The organism is Flavobacterium flavipigmentatum, assembly GCF_020911905.1.
Taxonomy (GTDB): Bacteria; Bacteroidota; Bacteroidia; order Flavobacteriales; family Flavobacteriaceae; genus Flavobacterium; species Flavobacterium flavipigmentatum.
Map to the genome: position 1 here is coordinate 3,630,963 of NZ_CP087133.1, position 22,239 is coordinate 3,653,201.

A 22,239-nucleotide genomic window follows, 5' to 3' on the forward strand; every position below is an offset into this window, starting at 1 on the left:
TTTTTTAGGAATCAATAACCTAAAATAATGGGTCGATTAAAAACTTCTTATTTTAATTCATAAATAAAACATTCTGAAGGCAAGATTTTCACCTTTGCCAATCCTTCCCCGTTTTGAACCTTCATTTGAATGGTATTTGTGTAGTATAATTGGTCTTTCAATTGATAATCACCATCTTTTAAACTCCATTTTGAGATAAGCTCCGATGGAATTTTCAATTCAAATTCACTTGTTACAGTTCCCGAAAAATTGGTTACTACAATTAATTTTTGACTTTCAGACCAACGTGCATACGAATATATAAAATCGTCGTACCCCACTGTTTTAAATCTATTTGCAGTTTGCATTTCGTAAAAACTTCCCATTAAGGCCGAACTGTTGATCGAAAAATTTAATAACCGCTTATAAAAATCACGCAAAAGCTTCTCTTTGTCAGACAATTGACCTCCATCAAATTTGCCATTATTCATCCAGCGCTGATGATTAGGAACACCGATATAATCAAAAATAGAAGTTCTGGAATGGGTTCCGAAACCTGGATTTTCATTACCGGCCTCTCCCACTTCTTGTCCAAAATACACCATTGTTGGTGATGTGCTGATGGTGGTAGAAAGTACCATCAAAGGTTTTCCTCGCTCTGGATTTCCTGCAAATTCTGGACTTGCCAAACGCTGTTCATCATGATTATCTAAAAAATGAAGCATGTGATGCTCAATATCCGCCATTCCTTTTTGAATATCCGAAAGTCCGTCAGGCCATGAATTTCCCCGCACCACATCTTTCAACTTATCATATGTTTCTACTTTGTCGTACAAATAATCCATTTTCCCCAAACGGATATAATTGCGGTATTCTTTCGGATTATACACTTCTGCCAATAAAAAAGTGTCTGGTTTTTTTGTTTTAATTGCCGAATTCATGTAACTCCAAAATTCATACGGAACCATTTCTGCCATGTCGAATCTAAATCCATCAACACCTTTATTCATCCAATACAAAGCTATCGACCTGAATTTTTTCCATGAGTCCGGAACGTCTTTGTCCTGCCAAAAAGTAAAATGTTCTTTATATGACTTTTTATCAAATCCCGCCGGTAATTCTGGAAAATCTTTGGAACTATCAGGACGAATTCCATAATTCACTTTTACTGTTTCGTACCAGTCATTTTGATCTGGCTTTGCTTTTCGCGAACCATTACCTGTCCATTTTGCTGGAGATTCAGTAAATTTTCCGTCTACGAGCGGATTTTTTTCTCCATTTAATGGAAGATTTCCATCCGGAACTATAAATTCTGTATTCGGAATGTAATAAAAATTATTATTTCGAGCATACTCAACTGAAACATCGTCATCGACACCAAAATCTTTAACTCCTTTAGGATTGGTTTTACCCTCATATTTACGAGCAATATGATTCGGAACAATGTCGATAATCACTTTTAGACCAGCTTTGTGCGTGCGCACAATCAAGGCTTCAAATTCCTGCAGGCGATTCGCCGGATTAACCGCCAAATCTGGATTTACATTATAATAATCTTTGACGGCATAAGGTGATCCTGCCCTGCCTTTTACCACTTCGGGATCATCGTTTGAAATGCCGTAAGCAGTATAATCTCGCACCAAAGCATGATGCGGAACGCCCGTGTACCAGATATAAGTAGCCCCTAAATCTTTAATTTCGTGAAGTGCTTTGTCTGTAAAATCATTAAATTTCCCGACTCCATTTTCTTCAATCGTTCCCCAAGGTTTATTGGTTGTATTTTTATTGCCAAACAAACGTGTAAAAACTTGATATACTACAATTTTATTTTGGGGTAAGGCTTCATCTTTCGCAGCATTCATTCTTAAATCATTTGTTTTACAAGCTGTTACCAAAATCAGAAGAGTTATTCCGGTAACAAAAGTTTTCTTATTTATCATATTCTCTTTTTTAACATAACATTATTCCATTTTTAAAAATTAATTAAAGAATTAATAATCATTCCCTAAATTTAGGCTATTTTTCAACATTTAAAAGTATCTGGAAACAAATCGATTACAAATCATTAGCAAACACAATACTACAACGTGAGAGTTTGTCTTTTTGTTGATAAGTTTAACACCCCTTTAGAACTTGCCTGTAAGAAACTATTTTCGGTTATAAATAAATCTTAATATCTGTTACGGTTCTATCCTTTTTCATAAATTTGACAAAAATTAAATCAATTGAAGAAATTACTGTTTTTCATCTCTTTTAGCTTGTTTTTGTTACATGCTCAAAACATTTTGGCACAAACAACAAAAAAAATAATTATCAAAAATGCCGATCTTTCTGAGGTCAATGAACAATTAATCCCTGGCGCATTATTGCTTACCGGAAATGTATTAATTGACCATGACGGTGTTGTTATGACCTGTAATAAGGCGTATTTTTTTCAGAAGGAAAATTACTTAAAAGCCTTTGGTAATGTACAATTGGTACAAGGTGATACTTTATATTTAAACAGTAAATATGCAGAATACAATGGAAATCTAAAAAAAGCATTTGCTACTGGCGATGCTGTAATGACCTCTCCCGATGCGACTCTGCAAACCGATACAATCAATTTTGACCGAAATGTTCAGGAAGTTTTTTATAATTCGAAAGGAACTATTATAAACAAAGACAATACTTTGGTGAGTAAATCTGGAAAATATTTTGTGGCCCAAAAGAAATTTCAGTTTTTGACAGCAGTGACCATTACCAATCCAAAATACGTTATAAAATCGAATCATTTAGATTATTACAGTAATTCTGGTCATTCTTACCTCTTTGGCCCATCAACGATTACCAGTAAAGCCAATTATATTTACACCGAAAAAGGCTTTTATGACACCAAAAAAAACCTGGCCCATTTTCTTCGAAAGTCTTACATAAGGTACGATGACCGCTTAATTGAAGGAGATAGTTTGTATTATAATCGAAATGTTGAATTTGCATCTGCTACCCGAAATGTAAAAATTACAGATTCTATCAATCGGGGTATCATCAAAGGTCATTATGCCGAAATTTACAAACTCAAAGATTCGATGTTTGTGACCAAAAGAGCCGTTGCCGTAAATTTTGTAGACAATGATTCTGTTTACATTCACGGAAAAAGATTAATGGTAACCGGAAAAGAAGACAATCGCATCATTAGAGCTTTTAATAATGTTCGTTTTTACAAAACCGACATGAGCGGAAAATGCGATTCGATACATTCGAGTGCCAAAACTGCGCTCACAAAACTGATAGGAAATCCAATCTTGTGGAATGGAGAAAGTCAGATTACCGGCGATATCATGCACCTAATTGGGAACAATACAACCAAAAAATTAGACTCGCTAAAAGTACTCAACAATACTTTTATGGTCTCGCGGGACACGCTCGGCACTGGATTCAATCAGGTCAAGGGACTTAATTTATTCGGAAAATTCAAAGATGGAAAACTGCACGATGTAGATGTCATTAAAAATACCGAAGTGGTTTATTTTATGCGAAATGACGAAAAAGAACTCATCGGAATTAATAAAAATGTAAGTAGCAAAATCAATCTTATTTTAGAGAATAATGCGATCGAAACCATCACCTTTTTTAACAAAGTAGATGGTGACATTTTCCCCGAAATTGATTTGCCCGAAAATGCGCGAAAACTAAGAGGATTAGTCTGGCGAATTGACGAACGAATAAAATCAAAAGAAGATATTTTTTCGAAAGAAGAAAATGAAGAAAACGATAAATTAATCAAAGAAGGAAAAGACGAAGCTGCCAAAGAAAATGTTCCGATGAAAATCAGGAAAGAAACTTTGAATTACGACAAGAAGAAACCTGGTGCAAAGAGTAAAAAATAGCAATAATTAAGGCCTTTTGAGCCACCTTGACACATTACAACAAAAATCTTAGAACCTTAGTAACTCAGATTCTTAGAACCTTAAAAAAATGAATCCAGATTTTATAAAATACCAGGCACAAACCTCTCCTTACCCACTCGGGATGGAAGTTTCGCATGCCATAGGTTCCTATATTTACGATACCAATAATAAAAAATACTTAGACTTCGTAGCAGGAGTTTCGGCTTGCACCCTTGGGCATCAACACCCGAGAGTCAATCAGGCCATAAAAGACCAATTAGACAAATATTCACACGTGATGGTGTATGGCGAATACTCGCAAAGTCCTGCCGTGCAATATTGCAAATTACTGGCTTCGCTCCTACCCGAATCGCTCAATAAAACCTATCTGGTCAATTCAGGAACAGAGGCGATCGAAGGTGCGCTAAAATTAGCCCGAAGAACAACAGGCCGCAGCCAGCTAATTTCTTGTAATAACGCGTACCACGGCAACACGATGGGCTCGATGAGTGTTATGGGGTTTGAAGAACGCAAACAAGCCTTTCGCCCTTTGCTCCCGGATGTCGATTTTATTACCTTTAATAACGAAGAAGATTTACAAAAAATAACGACCAGAACCGCCGCAATTTTGCTGGAAACGATTCAGGGTGGCGCAGGATTTATTCAGCCTCAGGATAACTTTTTGCAAAAAGTTCGCCAACGCTGTGACGAAGTGGGCGCCATGATGATCGTAGACGAAATTCAGCCCGGTTTTGGACGCACCGGAAAATTATTCGGTTTCCAGAATTACGATGTCGTTCCAGATATTGTCGTGATGGGCAAAGGAATGGGCGGCGGAATGCCAGTAGGAGCCTTTACCGCAGCCGCAGAAAAAATGGATCTGCTGACCGAAAATCCAAAACTAGGACACATCACTACTTTCGGAGGGCATCCTGTCATTGCGTCAGCTTGTTTAGCGACTTTGCAGGAATTAACCGAAACAAACCTCATGCAGCAAGCCTTAGAAAAAGAAAAACTCTTTAGAACGCTTTTGGTACACCCTTTGATAAAGGAAGTTAGAGGAAAAGGACTAATGCTGGCCGCAATGACCGAAACTGCCGAAATAACCAATCAGGTTATTTTAAACTGTCAGGACAAAGGGCTCATTTTATTCTGGTTGCTGTTTGAAGGCTGTGCGATAAGAATAACGCCGCCGCTCACAATTTCTGAAGAAGAAATCAAAGAAGGATGTGCCATAATCTTAGAGGCTATGGATGAAATAATGAAACAAAAAGCATAATCAGGAGCTATTTCCTGCTATCCGCTTTATCTTTTGCTTTTTAAAGGAAAAAGCAAAAGGATATCCCTGCTATCAGGGCTAAGGCACTTGTACACAAAATGATATTTTAAAAAATAATAGTGTAGAATGACAATAAAATTTAATTTTTACACATCAAAGAGTATAACTTAAAAATAGAATCCAGATTCTATCCATATTGTTAATTAAATTGTTCAAAACAATTAATTTCCTATCCTCACAACAAAATATGGTTGCCTAAATTTATAACAGGCTAATTTCAAAAAAAAAAGTATGCAATTAAGCAACGAAGAAGAAGATTATAACCTATCCCTCTCCAAATTTGAGTCAATGTTAAAAACAAACAAAGTACTCTTTTTTGATTCTGAAGAATTTGAAGAAATTATTCTTCATTATTTAGATATGGGCAAGGCTAATTTAGCAAAAAAGGCCTTAAAACTTGCATTAGATCAACACCCGAAATCTACAGGCTTAAAATTAGTACAAGTAGAAATGTTGGTCTACGACGACAAACTTGAAATCGCTGAAAAGCTTTTAAACGAGTTGTACGCAATCGAACCCAATAACGAGGAAATTTACATTCAGAAAGCCAATATTTATTCTAAGAGAGACCAACACGAGAAAGCGGTAGAACTACTTAAAATTGCATTGCAATATACAGACGACTACGCCGATGTGTACAACTTAATCGGAATGGAATACCTTTTTATGGATAATCTCGAAATGGCAAAAGACAGTTTTATAAAATGTCTTGAAGAAGATTTAGAAGACCAATCGGCCTTGTATAATGTGGTGTATTGTTTTGAATTTTTAGACCAAAATCAAGAAGCAATTGCTTATTTGATCGAATACATCAATAAAAATCCTTATAGCGAAATCGCTTGGCACCAACTGGGTCGCTTGCATTACGGCGTAAAAGAATACGAAAACGCAATTCGAGCTTTTGATTATGCTACCCTTATCGACGACGAATTTTTGGGCGCTTTTATGGAAAAAGCCAAAGCGTACGAACGTCTAAAAAAATACGCAGAAGCGATAGAAAGCTACAACCGCACGATCGAGCTAGACGATGCTACATCGTATGCTTTATTGCGAATTGGTAAATGCTACGAAAAATTAGGCAACGCTGTTTTAGCCTTAAAATATTACAATCAAACCGTACACGAAGATCCTCTTTTAGACAAAGGCTGGATTGCGATTACAGATTTTTATGTACGCCAGAAAAACTTTCAGAAAGCATTGTTTTTTGTCAATAAAGCATTGGCAATAGACAATCAGAACCGTTTGTATTGGAAACGTTACGCAACGATCAACAAACAAATGAACTTTTTTGAAGAAGCCGAATTTGGATACAGAAAAGCCGTAGAATTTGGCGATTGTGAGCTAGATACCTGGTTATTCTGGGTTGATATTCTTCAATTTTTAGGCGAATTTGACAGTGCTGTTCAAACATTATTACAAGCTTCGGAATATTTTCCAGAAGAAAACGAAATCGAGTACCGTTTGGCAGGATTGTATTTTATGCTTCAGGAGAATACCAAAGCCAAATTTCATTTAAGCAATGGATTACGCCTGAACTTTGACAACTATATCTTAATCGAAGATTTATTTCCAGTAATCTGGACAAAAAAAACAGTACAAAACTATATTGCAAAACATAAAAAATAGTAATGATCGATATTTTAAAGAGACGTTTTGGCTTATTAGGTCGTAATATTAGTTACTCTTTTTCAAAAGGATATTTTACAGAAAAATTTAGCCATGAAACCTTTGCAGGCAATAGCTACGAAAATTTTGACATTCAGGACATTACTGAATTTAGCGAAATAGTAAAAAACAATCCCGATCTAAAAGGACTCAATGTAACCATTCCGTACAAAGAGCAAGTCATTCCTTTCTTAGATAAATTATCAAAAAAAGCAACTTTAATTGGTGCGGTAAATACCATTAAACTCACCAAAAACGGAAGATTAAAAGGCTATAATACCGATTATTATGGTTTCAAAAAATCATTAAAACCATTATTAAAGCCACATCATAAAAAAGCACTTATTTTGGGCACTGGCGGCGCTTCCAAAGGCGTTGCATTTGCACTTGATGAGCTTGATATACTACATACTTTTGTTTCGAGAGAACCCAAAGAAAACATGATTGATTATGACTTGATAAATGCCACAACTTTTGATAATTTTCAAATTATAATCAATTGTACACCTGTGGGCACAAGTCCTAATATAGAGGCTTGTCCGGATCTTCCGTACGAGTTTTTTACAGACAAACACATTGCTTACGACTTGATTTATAATCCTGAAGAAACCACTTTTTTGAAGAAAGCAAAAGTTAATGGAGCCACGATAAAAAATGGCTACGACATGCTTATTTTTCAGGCGGAGAAGTCATGGAAAATCTGGAATAAATAATTTTTTAGAGATTAAAACTACTTTTCAAAAAATCATATTGCTTCAATAATTAATGTTTTAGTTTTTTTTGAATAAAATACTTTGCCATTTCATGTTTCAAACACTCTTTACTTTCTAAAATAAAAGAAGCTTTTTTTTGAATTTATTTTAAAAATTTAAAATTAAAATGCCATTCATACCTCCTAAACACCTGTATAGTTAAGAATTTCATAGAGAAATAAGCTATTAACAAAGGATTTATTTTGTATTTAGAAACACCTTCACTATCTTTCGGTCTCTTAAATACAAACCTTATACATTTGAAAATGTTAGAAGAAAAGAATGATAACCTGCAAGAAGCAGATGGAAAATTAGAAATCGCAAATGATGCTGTTCAAACGGAAGCTCCGATTGAAGATTCAGCCACAGAAAACGATTTGCAAAACGTTACAAACACAACTGAAACGGATCATCAAGAGGCTTTAGATGCCATAACAAGCTCTAATGCCGCAGAGAGTGAAGACGAAACCTTAAAAGATCGTCATGATATTCCGTTGCAGGATTATGATACTTTTTCTCTGGATGCGCTGGTTGACGAATTAAAAAAACTAGTAGCTCTGGACAAAGTAATGTCTGTAAAAGATCATATTGAAGAAATTAAAAAATCGTTTTTACTACAATTCAGTCATCTTCTGGACGAAAAAAGAGAAGAATTTAATGCTTCAAATCAAGATCCTAATGAAGAATTTGAATATCATTCTCCTTTAAAAGCTAAGTTTGATCAATATTATAATGTATTTAGAGAAAAAAGAAATGACCATTTTAAGCATTTACAGACTAATTTAAAATCAAATTTAGAAAATCGACTTGCCATCGTTGAAGAACTAAAAGAGCTTATTAACCCACAGGAAAATATCAAAGACACTCTTAAACATTTTAATGATTTAAGAGAAAGATGGAAAAACGCTGGCCCAATTCCGAAAGACAAATACAATCACGTTTGGAATAATTATCATTTTCATGTAGAAAATTTTTATGATTATTTGCACCTAGACCGTGAGGCAAGAGATCTTGATTTTAAATACAATTTAGACCAAAAGCAAAAAATTATTTTTCGCGTTGAAGAATTGGTCAACGAAACCGATATAAGTAAGTCTTTTCGTGAATTGCAAGATTTGCACCGTATCTGGAAAGAAGACATCGGACCGGTTTCTAAAGAACATCGTGATGCCATCTGGAATAGATTTAGCGAGTTAACCAAACAAATTCATGATAAAAGAGAAGTTTTGTTTGAAGGTCAGAGAGCAAACGAGCAAAGAAATCTGGAAACCAAGAAAGAAATTATTGCTAAAATAGAAGTTTTAGCTACCGAAAAAGTAAATGCACATTCTCAATGGTTGGTTCAAATACAAAAAGTAGAAGCACTTAGAAATGATTTTTTTGCTGCAGGAAAAGTTCCATCTGAAGTAAATGAAGAAACTTGGGCTGCCTTTAAAACTGCTGTTCGAAATTTTAATTCTTTTAAAAATTCATTTTATAAGGATATTAAAAAAGACCAGAACGACAATTTGAACAAAAAAATGGCTCTGGTTGCAAAAGCTAAAGAATTGCAGGAGAGTACTGATTTTGTTACAACTACACCGATAATGAAGCAAATTCAGGAAGAGTGGAAACAAATTGGGCATGTTCCTAAAAAATATTCAGATAAGATCTGGAAAGAGTTTAAAGATGCTTGTAACCACTATTTTGATAAACTAAAAGAGCAAAAATCTGAAGAAAACGTAGACGAAATCACTGCTTTTGATAATAAAAAAGCCTATTTGGATACCCTGAGAGCTTACCAACTTACCGGCGATCACAAAACCGATTTGGATGCTATAAAATTACACATAGAAACCTGGAAAGGTTTTGGAAAAGTTCCTTTTTCTAGACGCCATATCGAAGGAAAATTCAATAAAATACTGGATGCCCTTTTTGAAAAATTAAGTTTGAGTAAAAAAGAAACAGAAATGATGCGTTTCTCAAACAGAATTGATTCATTATCTGGAAGCAATGATACCAGAAAACTAGACAATGAAAAGATTTTCTTAATGCGAAAAATTGAAGAAGTTCAGAATGAAATTTTTCAGTTAGAAAATAATATTCAGTTTTTTACGAATACCAAAAATGCTAAAAAAGAAAATTCAATTGTATTAGAAGTTCGCAAAAACATTGCTATTCATAAAGAAAGCCTTGAAGTTTGGAAAGAAAAACTAAAACAATTACGCAATTTAGGTCAGGAATAAAAGACTTTTATACGATACCCAAGAGCTCAATGAACTATCATTGAGCTCTTTTTTTTGGAATTTGACTTTTAAGTAACATATTCATAAAACATTACTTTCAAATATTGCTTATATTTATAGTTTAAAAATATAATTGACGTTCAAAATTTTAATTTATTAACTTTAATAAACAACAAAATGAAATTTACAAGAAAAGCAAATGCCAACTGGCAAGGAACTGGTATGGAAGGCAAAGGAACGATCAGTACGCAAAGCACCACACTGGATAAAGCACAATTATCATTTAAGACACGATTTGCAGATGGCGTTGGTACCAATCCTGAAGAGCTTGTCGCTGCAGCACATTCTGGCTGTTTTACGATGCAATTAAGCTTTTTATTGAATGAAGCTGGATTTGTAGCAGATGATTTGAGTACAGAAGCCACAGTAACTTTTGAAGATGGTACTATTACTCTAATTCATTTGGATTTGAAGGGAAAAGTTCCATCAATTTCTGCAGAAGAATTTGAAAAAACCGCGGCTAAAGCGAAAGAAATTTGTCCGATTTCTAAACTTTTAAATACTACAATTACATTAACTGCTACTTTGGTAAGCTAGAAAAAGTAATTTTTAGGTATAAAAAAACCATTCGTTTCCGAATGGTTTTTTTTATGAAATAATTTGATAAATTATTTTTTAGCTTTTAGGGCTTTAGCTTCAGCTGTCATTTCAAGAGCACTATAAACACCAATTAATGTTTTAGTAATATCTTCATTTTTAGGATCTAATTCATTAGCTTTTTTAAGGTAAGGAATTACACTTTTGAATACGTTTTCTCTTTGAGCTTTTAATACATCATAACGCTTCATATCTTTAGCAGAAGTGCCTAATTTATTCATTTCATCAATGATTGGTTTCTCTGCTTCTAATTTTAAAGCCGCCAAATTAATGTAAGCATTAGTATAGTTTGGATTAATTTCGATTGTTTTTAGGTAGTATTTCTCAGCATCTACTGGGTTTTTAGCGTTGTTGCTAATTACACCTAAATTAAAAATTAAATCAGCGTTGTTAGGATCTTTTTGCAAAGCCTCACCTACCAATTTTTTGTATGTATCATAATCTTTCGTTTCAAGATATAAATTAGCCTCAGAAAGAATCAATGAACTATCTTCAGGATTTGCTTTTCTAGCATCAGCGATTGCTTTTTTAGCATCTTCTGTACGCCCTTTTTGAAGCAAAATCAAAGCATAATTTTTGTAAATCTCACCTCTTTTAGAAGGAATGTTTTCTGTTTCAGGTTTTTCGTGAGTTCCTAATTTTACCGCTAAATCTCTTTGTTTAGCATCTGAAAAACCTTGAACTTCACCGTTAGTTTTACTAACAGCAGTAAAACTGGTTCCTTTTCCTGAATAATTTAACTTTTTTAATTCCTCATACATCGGTAACGCAAGATCATAATCCTGAGAGTTAACCGCTGTAGAAGCTGCATAATACAAATTGATAGTGTCTTTTTTGTCTAACAAGTAAGCGTCATACAATTTTTTTGCTCCATCAGCATGTTTATTTGCTTGTGAATCTGCAATGGCAGCATTGATTAATTTTCCTTTGATTTCTGTTACAGAACCTGCTGCTTGAGCAGAATATTTTGGTTTTCCAGATTGTTTTTCAATTTCAATTAATTTTTGGTAGCTTTCAGCAGCTTGAGACAAGTTTTTACCTTCCTCTACTTTTTTATTGGCTAAATCTAAGAAAGCGTTACCTTTTATAAAATAAAACTGAGCTTGTTCTACATCTTTAGCATTTACAATAATGTTTTCTGCATCTTTCAAAATTGCAATTGCCCCTTGAGCATCTCCGCTTTTTAGTGCTTTTTCAGCGCTTTTAATCTGATCTTTTTGAGCAAAAGTAGCTAATGATATCAATAATGCTGACGCAAGTATTACATATTTACTTTTCATAATATTCAATTTGTGTATTTAATTTTCTTTTTTTTTCTTACTCTAAATTTATTCTTCAGATTCTTCTTCAGTATCCTCTTCGTCTTCTACAACATCGTCATCATCGTCGTCATCGTCTTCTACTGCTCCGTCGTCTTCAAGAACTTCCAAATCTGGTTTAACTCTTTCAATAACTGATTCTATGACGTTACCATCTTCATCAACAATAACCTCAGCAACATCATCTTTCATTACTTTTGTTACGGCAGCAATAGAGTCTTTTCCTTTTAAATTAATCAATCGAACTCCCTGAGTAGCGCGTCCCATAACACGTAAATCCTCGATAGCCATTCTAATTGTTAATCCAGATTTATTGATAATCATCAAATCATCAGCATCGGTTACAGCATTTATCGAAATCAATTTTCCTGTTTTCTCTGTAATATTAAGTGTTTTAACACCTTTTCCTCCACGATTTGTTATTCTATAAACATCTTCACCATCGTCATCCACCAATTTGGTACGTTTACCGTATCCATTTTCAGTTACAACTAAAATTTGTGAGTCGTTAATATCATTTTTGTCTACAGTAACCATACCAATAACTTCATCGGTATCATCTTTTAAGGTAATTCCACGAACTCCGGAAGCTGTTCTTCCCATCGGACGCGTTTTAGTTTCCTCAAAACGAACTAGTTTACCAGACTTCACCGCTAAGATAATTTGGCTTTCTCCGTTAGTTAATTTTGCTTCAAGCAATTCGTCACCTTCTTTGATCGTAATAGCAGCAACACCGTTTACCCTTGGTTTAGAATATTTCTCTAAAGAAGTTTTCTTCACCTGACCTTGTTTCGTTACCATTACAAGGTTATGACTGTTGATATAATCTTTGTCTTTTAAATCCTGAGTACAAATGAAAGCTTTTACTTTATCATCACTTTCAATGTTGACCAAATTCTGGATCGCTCTGCCTTTTGCAGTTTTGCTTCCTTCCGGGATTTCGTAAACACGCATCCAGAAACATTTTCCTTTTTGCGTAAAGAACATCATGTACTGGTGATTTGTTGCCACAAACATGTGCTCTAAGAAATCCTGATCTCTTGTTCCAGCGCTTTTTTGTCCAACTCCTCCTCTATTTTGTGTTTTGTATTCTGTTAAGTTGGTACGTTTGATGTAACCTGCATGCGAAATTGTAATCACCACATTTTCATCAGCGATCAAATCTTCGATACTCACATCACCACCAGAATATTCTATTTGAGAACGACGGGCATCTCCATATTTCTCACGAATTTCTGTAAGTTCCTCTTTAATTAATTCTGTTCTTAAATTTACATCTGCCAATAAAGCTTTTAAATGCTCGATTAACTTCATTAACTCTTCGTACTCAGCTCTTAGCTTATCTTGTTCAAGACCTGTTAACTGACGCAAACGCATTTCTACAATAGCACGAGCCTGAATATCTGATAATTTAAATCTTTCGATTAATTTATCACGAGCCTCCTCTGTGTTTTTAGAACCACGAATAATTTTAATTACTTCATCAATATTATCAGAAGCGATAATTAATCCTTCTAAAATATGTGCTCTTTCTTCGGCTTTTCGCAATTCAAATTGAGTTCTACGAACAACAACATCATGACGGTGCTCAATAAAATAGTGAATCATATCTTTTAGATTCAGCATTTGTGGGCGACCTTTTACCAGCGCAATATTGTTTACACTAAAAGAAGATTGTAATGATGTGTATTTATATAAGGTATTCAATACTACGTTTGGCGTAGCATCACGTTTCAGAATATAAACGATACGCATACCATTTCTATCCGATTCGTCACGAATATTGGCAATACCTTCAATTTTTTTATCATTCACCAAATCAGCCGTACGTTTGATCATTTCGGCTTTGTTCACCTGATAAGGAATCTCGGTTACAATGATTGATTCTCTTCCGTCAACTTCTTCAAAACCAACTTTGGCACGCATTACGATACGACCTCTACCCGTTTTAAAAGCTTCACGAACGCCTTCATAACCATATATAATTCCTCCTGTTGGAAAATCCGGAGCTTTAATATGTGTTATTAACTCATCTATTTCGATATCATTATTATCAAGATATGCCAGAGTTCCATTAATTACCTCCGTAAGATTGTGAGGAGGCATATTGGTCGCCATACCTACTGCAATACCTGTTGCTCCATTAATCAATAAAGTAGGAACGCGCGTTGGCATTACTTTAGGCTCGTATAATGTGTCGTCAAAGTTCAATTGAAAATCAACTGTTTCTTTTTCGATATCTGCCATGATTTCTTCCGAAATCTTTTTCATTCTGGCCTCAGTGTAACGCATTGCCGCAGGGCTATCTCCATCGACAGAACCAAAGTTCCCTTGTCCATCCACTAATAAATAACGCAAACTCCATTCTTGTGCCATACGCACCATCGCATCATAAACAGAAGTATCTCCGTGAGGGTGATACTTACCCAGAACCTCTCCTACGATTCTCGCCGATTTTTTATGAGCTTTATTCGAAAAAACTCCTAAGTCATACATTCCGTAAAGAACTCTTCGATGCACTGGTTTCAAGCCATCTCTAACATCTGGAAGCGCTCTCGATACGATTACTGACATCGAATAATCGATGTAAGCTGATTTCATTTCATCCTCTATGTTAATAGGAATTAACTTTTCTCCTTCAGACATAAGTTGTTATATTAAATAATTATATTAGTTTCAAAGCGTGCCAAGATACGGTTTTTTGAAATTTTTATAACAATTTTCGCATACTTATTTCAATGATTTATTAACAACTTTATCTAGCGTTTTAGTTAATAAATTAAGCGTTTTTTAACTCTTTTATTCTTTATTTTTTTGTCTCTTAGCTGACAGGAGATTCCAAAGGGTACGATTTTTGTTTTTCAAAAAGTAATTCACTAAATTTACAATACCAATTATATATTATGGATGATAATTTTTCACCAAGAGTAAAAGATGTTATTACCTACAGTAAAGAGGAAGCCTTGCGTTTGGGCCACGACTTTATTGGTACAGAACATCTAATGCTAGGCATTTTAAGGGATGGAAACGGAAAAGCCATCCATATCCTTAATAACTTAGCAGTCGATTTAGATCACTTACGCAGAAAAGTAGAAATACTAAGCCCCGCCAATCAAAGCGTTGAAATAAATGCTGAAAAGAAAAATCTTCATCTTACCCGTCAAGCGGAAAGGGCGCTGAAGACCACTTTCCTTGAAGCCAAGGTATTTCAAAGCTCCTCGATTAGCACCGCTCACCTGCTTTTGTGTATCTTACGAAACGAAAACGATCCAACAACCAAGCTATTGAATAAACTAAAAATAGATTATGATATCGCTAAAGAACAATATTTAAACATGACTCCAAACGAAGAAGAATTCTTAGAAAACTTGCCACGAAACGAATCTTATAACGATGATTCAGGACAAGATGACAGTCTGAAAGAAAGTAGTTTTAATAATCCAGCCAATAAGTCAAACAAAAAATCTAAAACTCCAGTATTAGATAATTTTGGGAGAGATTTAACAGAAATGGCTGAGGAAGGAAAACTAGACCCTGTAGTAGGACGCGAAAAAGAAATTGAGCGTGTCTCACAAATTTTAAGCCGTAGAAAAAAGAACAATCCGCTTCTTATCGGAGAGCCCGGAGTGGGTAAATCTGCGATTGCCGAAGGATTGGCGTTACGCATCATTCAGAAAAAAGTATCTCGTATTCTTTTCAACAAACGCGTCGTAACTCTTGACTTGGCTAGTTTAGTAGCCGGAACAAAATACCGTGGACAGTTTGAAGAAAGAATGAAAGCCGTGATGAACGAGCTTGAAAAAAATGATGATATTATTCTTTTTATTGATGAAATTCACACCATTGTAGGCGCTGGCGGAGCAACCGGATCACTTGATGCTTCCAACATGTTCAAACCTGCTTTGGCAAGAGGAGAAATTCAGTGTATTGGTGCTACCACTTTGGACGAATACAGACAATATATCGAAAAAGACGGCGCTTTAGAAAGACGTTTTCAAAAAGTAATTGTAGAACCAACTTCTGTTGAAGAAACGATTGCTATCTTAAACAATGTTAAAGACAAATACGAAGATCATCACAATGTAATTTATACGCAAGAAGCAATTGAAGCTTGCGTAAAATTGACCAACCGCTATATGTCTGAGCGCTTTTTACCAGACAAAGCGATTGATGCTCTTGACGAAGCGGGTTCTCGTGTACACATCACCAATATTGATGTTCCTAAACAAATCTTAGATCTAGAACGTCAGTTGGAAGAAGTGCGTGAGATGAAGAATATGGTAGTCAAAAAACAAAAATATGAAGAGGCTGCCAAACTTCGTGACGATGAGAAACGCATCGAAAAAGACTTAGCTATTGCACAAGAACAATGGGAAGAAGATTCAAAAAATAACAGAATTGAAGTTACAGAAGATAATGTAGCAGATGTTGTTTCTATGATGACTGGAATCCCTGTAAACAGAATTGCACAAACCGAAAGTAATAAATTAGCAAAATTACCAGAGTTAATTCAAAATAAAGTAATTGGCCAAAACGAAGCTGTTTTAAAAATTGCACGCTCTATTCAACGTAACAGAGCCGGACTTAAAGATCCAAACAAACCAATTGGATCCTTTATTTTCTTAGGTCAAACTGGAGTTGGAAAAACACAATTGGCAAAAGTTTTAGCAAAAGAATTATTTGATTCTGAAGATGCGTTAATTCGTATCGACATGAGCGAATACATGGAAAAATTTGCAATTTCCCGACTAGTTGGAGCGCCTCCGGGATACGTGGGCTACGAAGAAGGCGGACAATTGACTGAAAAAGTACGTAGAAAACCCTATTGTGTTGTATTGCTAGATGAGATCGAAAAAGCACATCCTGACGTTTTTAACATGATGCTTCAGGTTTTAGATGACGGTTATTTGACAGATAGTTTGGGTCGAAAAATCGATTTTAAAAACACAATTATCATCATGACCTCAAATGTTGGAGCTCGTCAATTGAAAGATTTTGGTCAAGGTGTAGGTTTTGGAACCGCAGCAAAAGTGGCTCAAGCCGATGAAAATTCAAAAAGCATCATCGAAAATGCCTTGAAGAAAACCTTTGCTCCTGAATTCTTGAATAGAATTGATGATGTAATCGTATTTAACGCACTAGAAAAACACGATATTGATTTGATTATCGAAATTGAACTTAAAAAATTATATGCCAGAATCTCTGAACTTGGATATAATTTAAGTCTTACTGATAAAGCAAAAGCATTTATTGCTGAAAAAGGTTTTGACAGACAATTTGGAGCAAGACCTCTAAAAAGAGCCATTCAGAAATATGTTGAGGATTTGTTGGCAGAGGAAATCATTACTTCAAAATTACATTCAGGTGATGAAATCTTAATGGATCTTAAAGAAAACTCGCAAGAACTTTCGGTAGAAATTCACAAAGCAGAAGAACCTACAAATCAATAAAAAAAAATAAATTACAACAAAAATAATATGCCCGTTACGTTTTTATAACATAACGGGTTTATTCTTTGGTACAAATTTTATATTTATTAAAAGCAAATAGCTACTTTTGAATACTAATATCGATAATAATAACGTATGCTTCAGAACAAAGTCATTTTAGGTAGCGAAGAATGGTGCTCTTTTCCAGAATTAGGAATTCCTACTATCAAAGCCCGCGTTGATTCGGGTGCCAAAACATCGGCGATGCATGCCATAAACATTGCGCCTTTTATAAAAAATGACGCCAATTGGGTCAAATTTGATATCAACCCAATTCAGAACAATATCAAAACCATCATTCATTGCGAAGCTCCATTGGTAGACAAAAGAATTGTAAAAAGTTCCAGTGGCTTTAGAGAACATCGCTATGTTATCCAAACCAATATATTAATTGGTGATACCAAATGGCCAATAGAAATGACTTTGACCAATCGTGACTCGATGGGTTTTCGTATGCTTTTAGGCCGTGAAGCCATGAGTGGCCGTGTTCTGGTTGATCCCGAAGAAAAATATTTACTTGGACAACCTACAACAGATACTTTAAAAGAATTATATAAAAATTCTGAAAAAGCAAGTTCAGGTTTACGAATTGGACTTCTGGCAAGCAATCCCGAGTTGTATAGCAATAAAAGAATAATGGAAGCGGGAGAAATGCGCGGCCATGAAATGCATTTTTTGAACATTAAAGAATGCTACATGAAACTGGATGCCAAAACTCCTGAAATTCATTACCGTGGCGGAAAAATCCTCAATCAGTTTGACGCTATTATTCCCAGAATACGACCAAGTATGACTTTTTATGGTTGTGCCTTAACACGTCAGTTTGAAGCACTAAAAGTATATTGTCTCAATTCGGCTTCAGCCATAACTCAATCGAGAGATAAATTGTACTCCTTGCAATTGCTATTAAATAGTGGAATCGATATTCCGACTACTGGTTTTGCCAACTCTCCTTTGGATACCGATAATTTGATCAAAATGGTGGGAGGATCACCTTTGATTGTAAAATTATTAGAAGGAACCCAAGGAAAAGGAGTCGTTTTGGCCGAAACCAAAAAAGCAGCAGAAAGCGTAATAAATGCCTTTAAAAGCTTAAATGCCAATATATTAGTTCAGGAATTCATCAAGGAAGCAAACGGAAAAGACATTCGTTGTTTTGTAATTGACGGAAAAGTTGTTGCGGCAATTCAGCGTGAAGCAATGCCGGGGGAATTTAGAGCCAATATTCATCTTGGAGGAACGGCATCTGTTATAAAAGTTACTGCCGAAGAAAAAAGAATTGCCATAAAAGCCACCAAAGCAATGGACTTAAAAGTAGCTGGTGTTGATATTATTCGTTCTTCCAAAGGACCTTTATTATTAGAAGTAAATTCATCTCCAGGTCTTGAAGGAATTGAAGGCGCTACTAATAAAGATATTGCCGGAGAAATGATACGCGCTATCGAGAAGAATTTTAAGTTATAAAAACACCGTTTAAAAATGACACTAAGTCCATATCTTGATATTATTTTTAGGAGTGTGGCCGTCTACTTTTTTATGACAATTGCCCTTCGTCTTTTTGGAAAAAAAGAGCTTTCGCAACTCAATACAGGCGATATCATTCTGATTTTACTCATTAGTAATTCAGTTCAGAATGCAATGGTGGGGCCAGATACTAGCCTTTTGGGAGGATTGATAGCAGCGTTGGCTTTATTTATAATTAATTACGGAATCAAGAAGTTAGAACACAAATATCCAAAGCTCAATACCCTCTTATTGGACAAACCTGAGATTTTGATTCATTACGGAAAATTAGATTTTAAAACTCTTAGTAAATTAGATATTACTAACGAAGAATTGAAAGAAGCAATGCGAGAGCATGGTGTTGAGTATTTTTATGAAGTAAAACTTGCCATGCTTGAAATAGATGGAACAATAAGTATTATTTCTAAAAATAGTAATCTAATACAAACGCATTACAAACGAAAACACAACGACAAAAGCTCCGGAAGTCAAATTTCCTAATATTGTAAGAGCAAAACTTCAAATATTACAGAAAGATTTAATTAAACTTCTGTTTTTGAACAAAAAGCAATTTATAAAAAGAACGATTTCAAATAGCATTTAAACTATAAACAATAACAAAAATTTAGGTAGTAAAATTATTTATGTTCTAATAATTTTAAATACTTTTGTTCCACAAATCAATTAACTAATTAATTTCATAATGAAAAAAATATTTTTATTACTTACCGCTTCAGTAGCGATTATTTCATGCAGTAAAGTTAAAGACGGAGAATACCTAATTACTGGAACGGCAAAAGGAATTGAAAACGGAAAAACGATCATTTTACAAGGTCAGGATCCAAAAACTCAAATGACAGTTGCACTTGACACTGTAAAAGTTGAAAATGGAAAATTTGAAATCAAAGGAAAAGTAACTGAACCAGCTTTTCATACTTTAATTATACAAGATGTTCAAGGATTAGTTCCTTTTATCTTAGAAACAGGAGAAATCAACATTGCTGTTGACAAAGACAGCATTCAAAAAACAAAAATCTCTGGTACTTACAACAATGATGAATATGTAAAATTTGATGCAGAGCTTAAAGTTGCAACAAAAAAACTGATCGATTTTCAGAAAAAAAATACGCAAACGATGCAAGCTGCTCAACAAAAGCAAGATACTGCTGTTATCAATGGTTTGATGAAAGAATTCATGACAATTCAGACAGAAGTTCAAGAAGAAACAAAAAAGAAATATGTTAGTTACGCAGAAGGTCACCCAAAATCTTTTATTTCGGCTTTGATTCTTCAAGGTATGGCTGGAGACCCAACTGCAGATGTAAAAAAAATCGAAACTCTTTATAATGCCTTAGATGAATCTGTAAAAAATACTACTCCAGGGAAAAAAGTAAAAGAAACTTTAGGCAGAATGAAAATGCCATCAGTGGGTGCAACTGCAGCTCCTTCTTTAGATAGCGCTAAATGAAGAGCAGATTTTTCGGCTCCAAATCCTGAAGGGAAAGTAATTTCTCTAAAAGAAAGCTTAGGCAAGGTAACAATTGTTGATTTTTGGGCTTCCTGGTGTGGTCCATGCAGACAAGAAAATCCTAATGTAGTAGCTATTTATAACGAATTACATTCAAAAGGGCTAAATATCATAGGAGTGTCATTAGATAAAGAAGCCAGTGCTTGGAAACAGGCAATTGCAAAGGATAAATTGACTTGGCCTCAAGTTTCTAACTTAAAATACTGGGATGAACCAATTGCCAAACAGTATGAAGTAGAATCGATTCCTGCCACTTTTATTCTAGATGCGTCAGGAAAAATTGTAGCAAAAGATTTAAGAGGTTCAGAATTAAGAGCAAAAATTTTAGAACTTTTGGCCAAATAAGACTAAGATTCTTCATAAAACAAAAAAATCTCCCTAGTGGAGATTTTTTATTTTATTCAATACCAATCAATTAAAAAATAAGTTGAAATTAAGTGCGATTTTAGTTTGCAAACATCAAAAACGTTTATATATTTGCAACCGCTTAGCACAACAAAGCGCATTAATACAAGCTTCGGGGAGATACTCAAGCGGCCAACGAGGGCAGACTGTAAATCTGCTGTGTGAACTTCGCAGGTTCGAATCCTGCTCTCCCCACAAAAAGGGTAAAAGAAGTAAAAAGGCAGCTTTTTCAATCTTTTCAAAAACCCGCAAAAAAAGTCTGAAGACCTGCAAATTCAACGATTTGCAGGTTTTTTTTATTTTAGGGCTGTTTTCAATATTTATAAATCCTCACAAAATTAAAGGTGCAGAATCGGTGCACTTTCCGGCGTGCTGAAAAGTGCACCAGAAATAGTGAAAATCCCTTATATCATAGGGGTTAACGAGATTAACGACTTGATTTGGCAGTAATATTATTCTACATTTATTAATTTAAAAAGTAGGATTATGTTGGAAAGCAGTTTTGGTTTGGGATTCTTTTTAAAAAGACCCAAAATAGAAAGTAGAGAATGGATTGTGTATTTCAGAATAACTGTTGACGGTATCTGGACTTGCAACAAAAAGTCGGACAAATTTTCTAAGACCTATGCTACACTTTTGATTTTATAAAATTCTAGTTCCATTTTTTTAGGTGTTTTATATCCCAAAGAAGAATGCAGACGTTTTCTATTATACCATACTTCTATATATTCAAAGACTGCTAATTTAGCCTCCTCAATAGTTGTGAATTTATGCTGATAGATAAGTTCTGCTTTGAGGGTCTTGAAAAAACTTTCAGCTACAGCATTATCCCAACAATTAGCTTTTCTACTCATACTTTGAGTGATTAAAGTATTTTTATTAATCAATTTTCTGAATTCTATCGAAGCATATTGTATACCTCGATCTGACCCGAGAGCTTTGCTCGAATTGGCGAAGCAATGAAAAAGTAAAGATTCTGTTATTTCTCTTTTTGATACTGCCATTTTCTAAGCTGGAATAATAGTTTGATTGGTATACATTCGCGTGCTTAATGACCATCCTATAACCTGCCTGTCATATAAATCAATAATAGTGGTAAGATATAACCAGCCAGCAGCTGTTCTTATATACGTTATATCAGACACCCAAACTTCATTGAGTGATTTTGGTGTAAAATTTCTATTGAGATAATTACTGCACACTGGATATCGATGATTAGAATCTGTGGTCACTTTAAAGCGTTTTTTAAGTTTACTTCTCCAACCATTAACTAGCATTAATTTAGCAACTTTCCTTTTGGATATTTTATACCCTTTTCTTTTTAGCTGTTCTGCTATTCTAGGACTTCCATAAGTTTGAATGCTTAGTTCAAAAACTTCTTTTATTAAATCTGTAAATAGACTATTTTCTATGGATCTATTAGAAGGACCACCGCTGAACCATCTATAATAACTACTTCGGCTTACTTTTAAAACGCTGCACATCTTTTCAATAGGATATAAATGTTTA

The 22,239-nt window shown here is 34.6% G+C and carries 15 protein-coding genes, 1 tRNA gene and 1 pseudogene; 12 read left to right on the forward strand and 5 right to left on the reverse strand.

Annotated features, from left to right (window positions below; all coding sequences use genetic code 11):
- Positions 1-47: 47 nt before the first annotated feature.
- Positions 48-1,919: an alpha-amylase family protein gene (locus LNP22_RS15585; RefSeq protein ID WP_229974285.1), complete on the reverse strand. Its 1,872-nt coding sequence runs from the start codon at positions 1,917-1,919 to the stop codon at positions 48-50.
- 285 nt (positions 1,920-2,204) lie between these two features.
- On the opposite strand from LNP22_RS15585, the gene LNP22_RS15590 reads away from it, so the two are divergent.
- The 6 genes from LNP22_RS15590 (at position 2,205) to LNP22_RS15615 (ending at position 10,426) form a co-directional block, all read left to right on the forward strand.
- On the forward strand, positions 2,205-3,848 hold the full coding sequence (locus LNP22_RS15590) for an OstA-like protein (RefSeq protein ID WP_229974286.1): 1,644 nt from the start codon (positions 2,205-2,207) through the stop codon (positions 3,846-3,848).
- Positions 3,849-3,936: 88 nt separating this feature from the next.
- The gene (locus LNP22_RS15595) at positions 3,937-5,127 is read left to right on the forward strand and encodes an aspartate aminotransferase family protein (RefSeq protein ID WP_229974287.1); all 1,191 of its coding nucleotides are present in this window, start codon (positions 3,937-3,939) and stop codon (positions 5,125-5,127) included.
- Positions 5,128-5,418: 291 nt separating this feature from the next.
- Entirely contained in the window at positions 5,419-6,813 is a 1,395-nt protein-coding gene (locus tag LNP22_RS15600; protein WP_229974288.1) for a tetratricopeptide repeat protein, read from the forward strand.
- A gap of 2 nt (positions 6,814-6,815) precedes the next feature.
- A complete protein-coding gene (locus LNP22_RS15605) occupies positions 6,816-7,565 on the forward strand; it encodes a shikimate dehydrogenase family protein (protein ID WP_229974289.1) in 750 nt (249 codons plus the stop codon).
- Between the two features lie 305 nt (positions 7,566-7,870).
- Positions 7,871-9,829, forward strand: a complete 1,959-nt coding sequence (locus LNP22_RS15610) for a DUF349 domain-containing protein (RefSeq protein WP_229974290.1) — start codon at positions 7,871-7,873, stop codon at positions 9,827-9,829.
- 177 nt (positions 9,830-10,006) lie between these two features.
- Positions 10,007-10,426, forward strand: a complete 420-nt coding sequence (locus LNP22_RS15615; RefSeq protein WP_229974291.1) for an OsmC family protein — start codon at positions 10,007-10,009, stop codon at positions 10,424-10,426.
- Positions 10,427-10,497: 71 nt separating this feature from the next.
- Here LNP22_RS15615 and LNP22_RS15620 read toward each other — a convergent pair whose 3' ends face one another.
- On the reverse strand, positions 10,498-11,766 hold the full coding sequence (locus LNP22_RS15620; protein ID WP_229974292.1) for a tetratricopeptide repeat protein: 1,269 nt from the start codon (positions 11,764-11,766) through the stop codon (positions 10,498-10,500).
- 48 nt (positions 11,767-11,814) lie between these two features.
- Positions 11,815-14,451 (reverse strand): DNA gyrase subunit A, encoded by a 2,637-nt coding sequence (gene gyrA, locus LNP22_RS15625; protein WP_229974293.1) that lies wholly within the window; start codon positions 14,449-14,451, stop codon positions 11,815-11,817.
- Between the two features lie 257 nt (positions 14,452-14,708).
- Here gyrA and LNP22_RS15630 point away from each other — a divergent pair, with 257 nt between their 5' ends.
- The 6 genes and pseudogenes from LNP22_RS15630 (at position 14,709) to LNP22_RS15655 (ending at position 20,925) form a co-directional block, all read left to right on the forward strand.
- Positions 14,709-17,255 carry an ATP-dependent Clp protease ATP-binding subunit gene (locus LNP22_RS15630; RefSeq protein WP_229974294.1) on the forward strand — a complete coding sequence of 849 codons (2,547 nt, stop codon included), beginning with the start codon at positions 14,709-14,711 and terminating at the stop codon, positions 17,253-17,255.
- Between the two features lie 135 nt (positions 17,256-17,390).
- Positions 17,391-18,758, forward strand: coding sequence for a 30S ribosomal protein S6--L-glutamate ligase (rimK, locus tag LNP22_RS15635; protein WP_229974295.1), 1,368 nt, complete (start codon positions 17,391-17,393; stop codon positions 18,756-18,758).
- A 15-nt stretch (positions 18,759-18,773) separates the two neighbouring features.
- Positions 18,774-19,298, forward strand: a complete 525-nt coding sequence (locus tag LNP22_RS15640; RefSeq protein ID WP_229974296.1) for a DUF421 domain-containing protein — start codon at positions 18,774-18,776, stop codon at positions 19,296-19,298.
- 202 nt (positions 19,299-19,500) lie between these two features.
- Entirely contained in the window at positions 19,501-20,265 is a 765-nt protein-coding gene (locus tag LNP22_RS15645) for a DUF4369 domain-containing protein (protein ID WP_229974297.1), read from the forward strand.
- An 18-nt stretch (positions 20,266-20,283) separates the two neighbouring features.
- Positions 20,284-20,670 (forward strand): annotated as a pseudogene (locus LNP22_RS15650) (TlpA family protein disulfide reductase); the annotation flags it as partial.
- Between the two features lie 174 nt (positions 20,671-20,844).
- Positions 20,845-20,925, forward strand: a tRNA-Tyr gene (locus LNP22_RS15655).
- Between the two features lie 428 nt (positions 20,926-21,353).
- On the opposite strand, the gene LNP22_RS15660 is transcribed toward LNP22_RS15655, so the two are convergent.
- Positions 21,354-21,584, reverse strand: a complete 231-nt coding sequence (locus tag LNP22_RS15660; protein ID WP_229974298.1) for an integrase core domain-containing protein — start codon at positions 21,582-21,584, stop codon at positions 21,354-21,356.
- A gap of 153 nt (positions 21,585-21,737) precedes the next feature.
- Positions 21,738-22,214 carry an IS3 family transposase gene (locus tag LNP22_RS15665; RefSeq protein ID WP_229974299.1) on the reverse strand — a complete coding sequence of 159 codons (477 nt, stop codon included), beginning with the start codon at positions 22,212-22,214 and terminating at the stop codon, positions 21,738-21,740.
- Between the last annotated feature and the right edge of the window lie 25 nt (positions 22,215-22,239).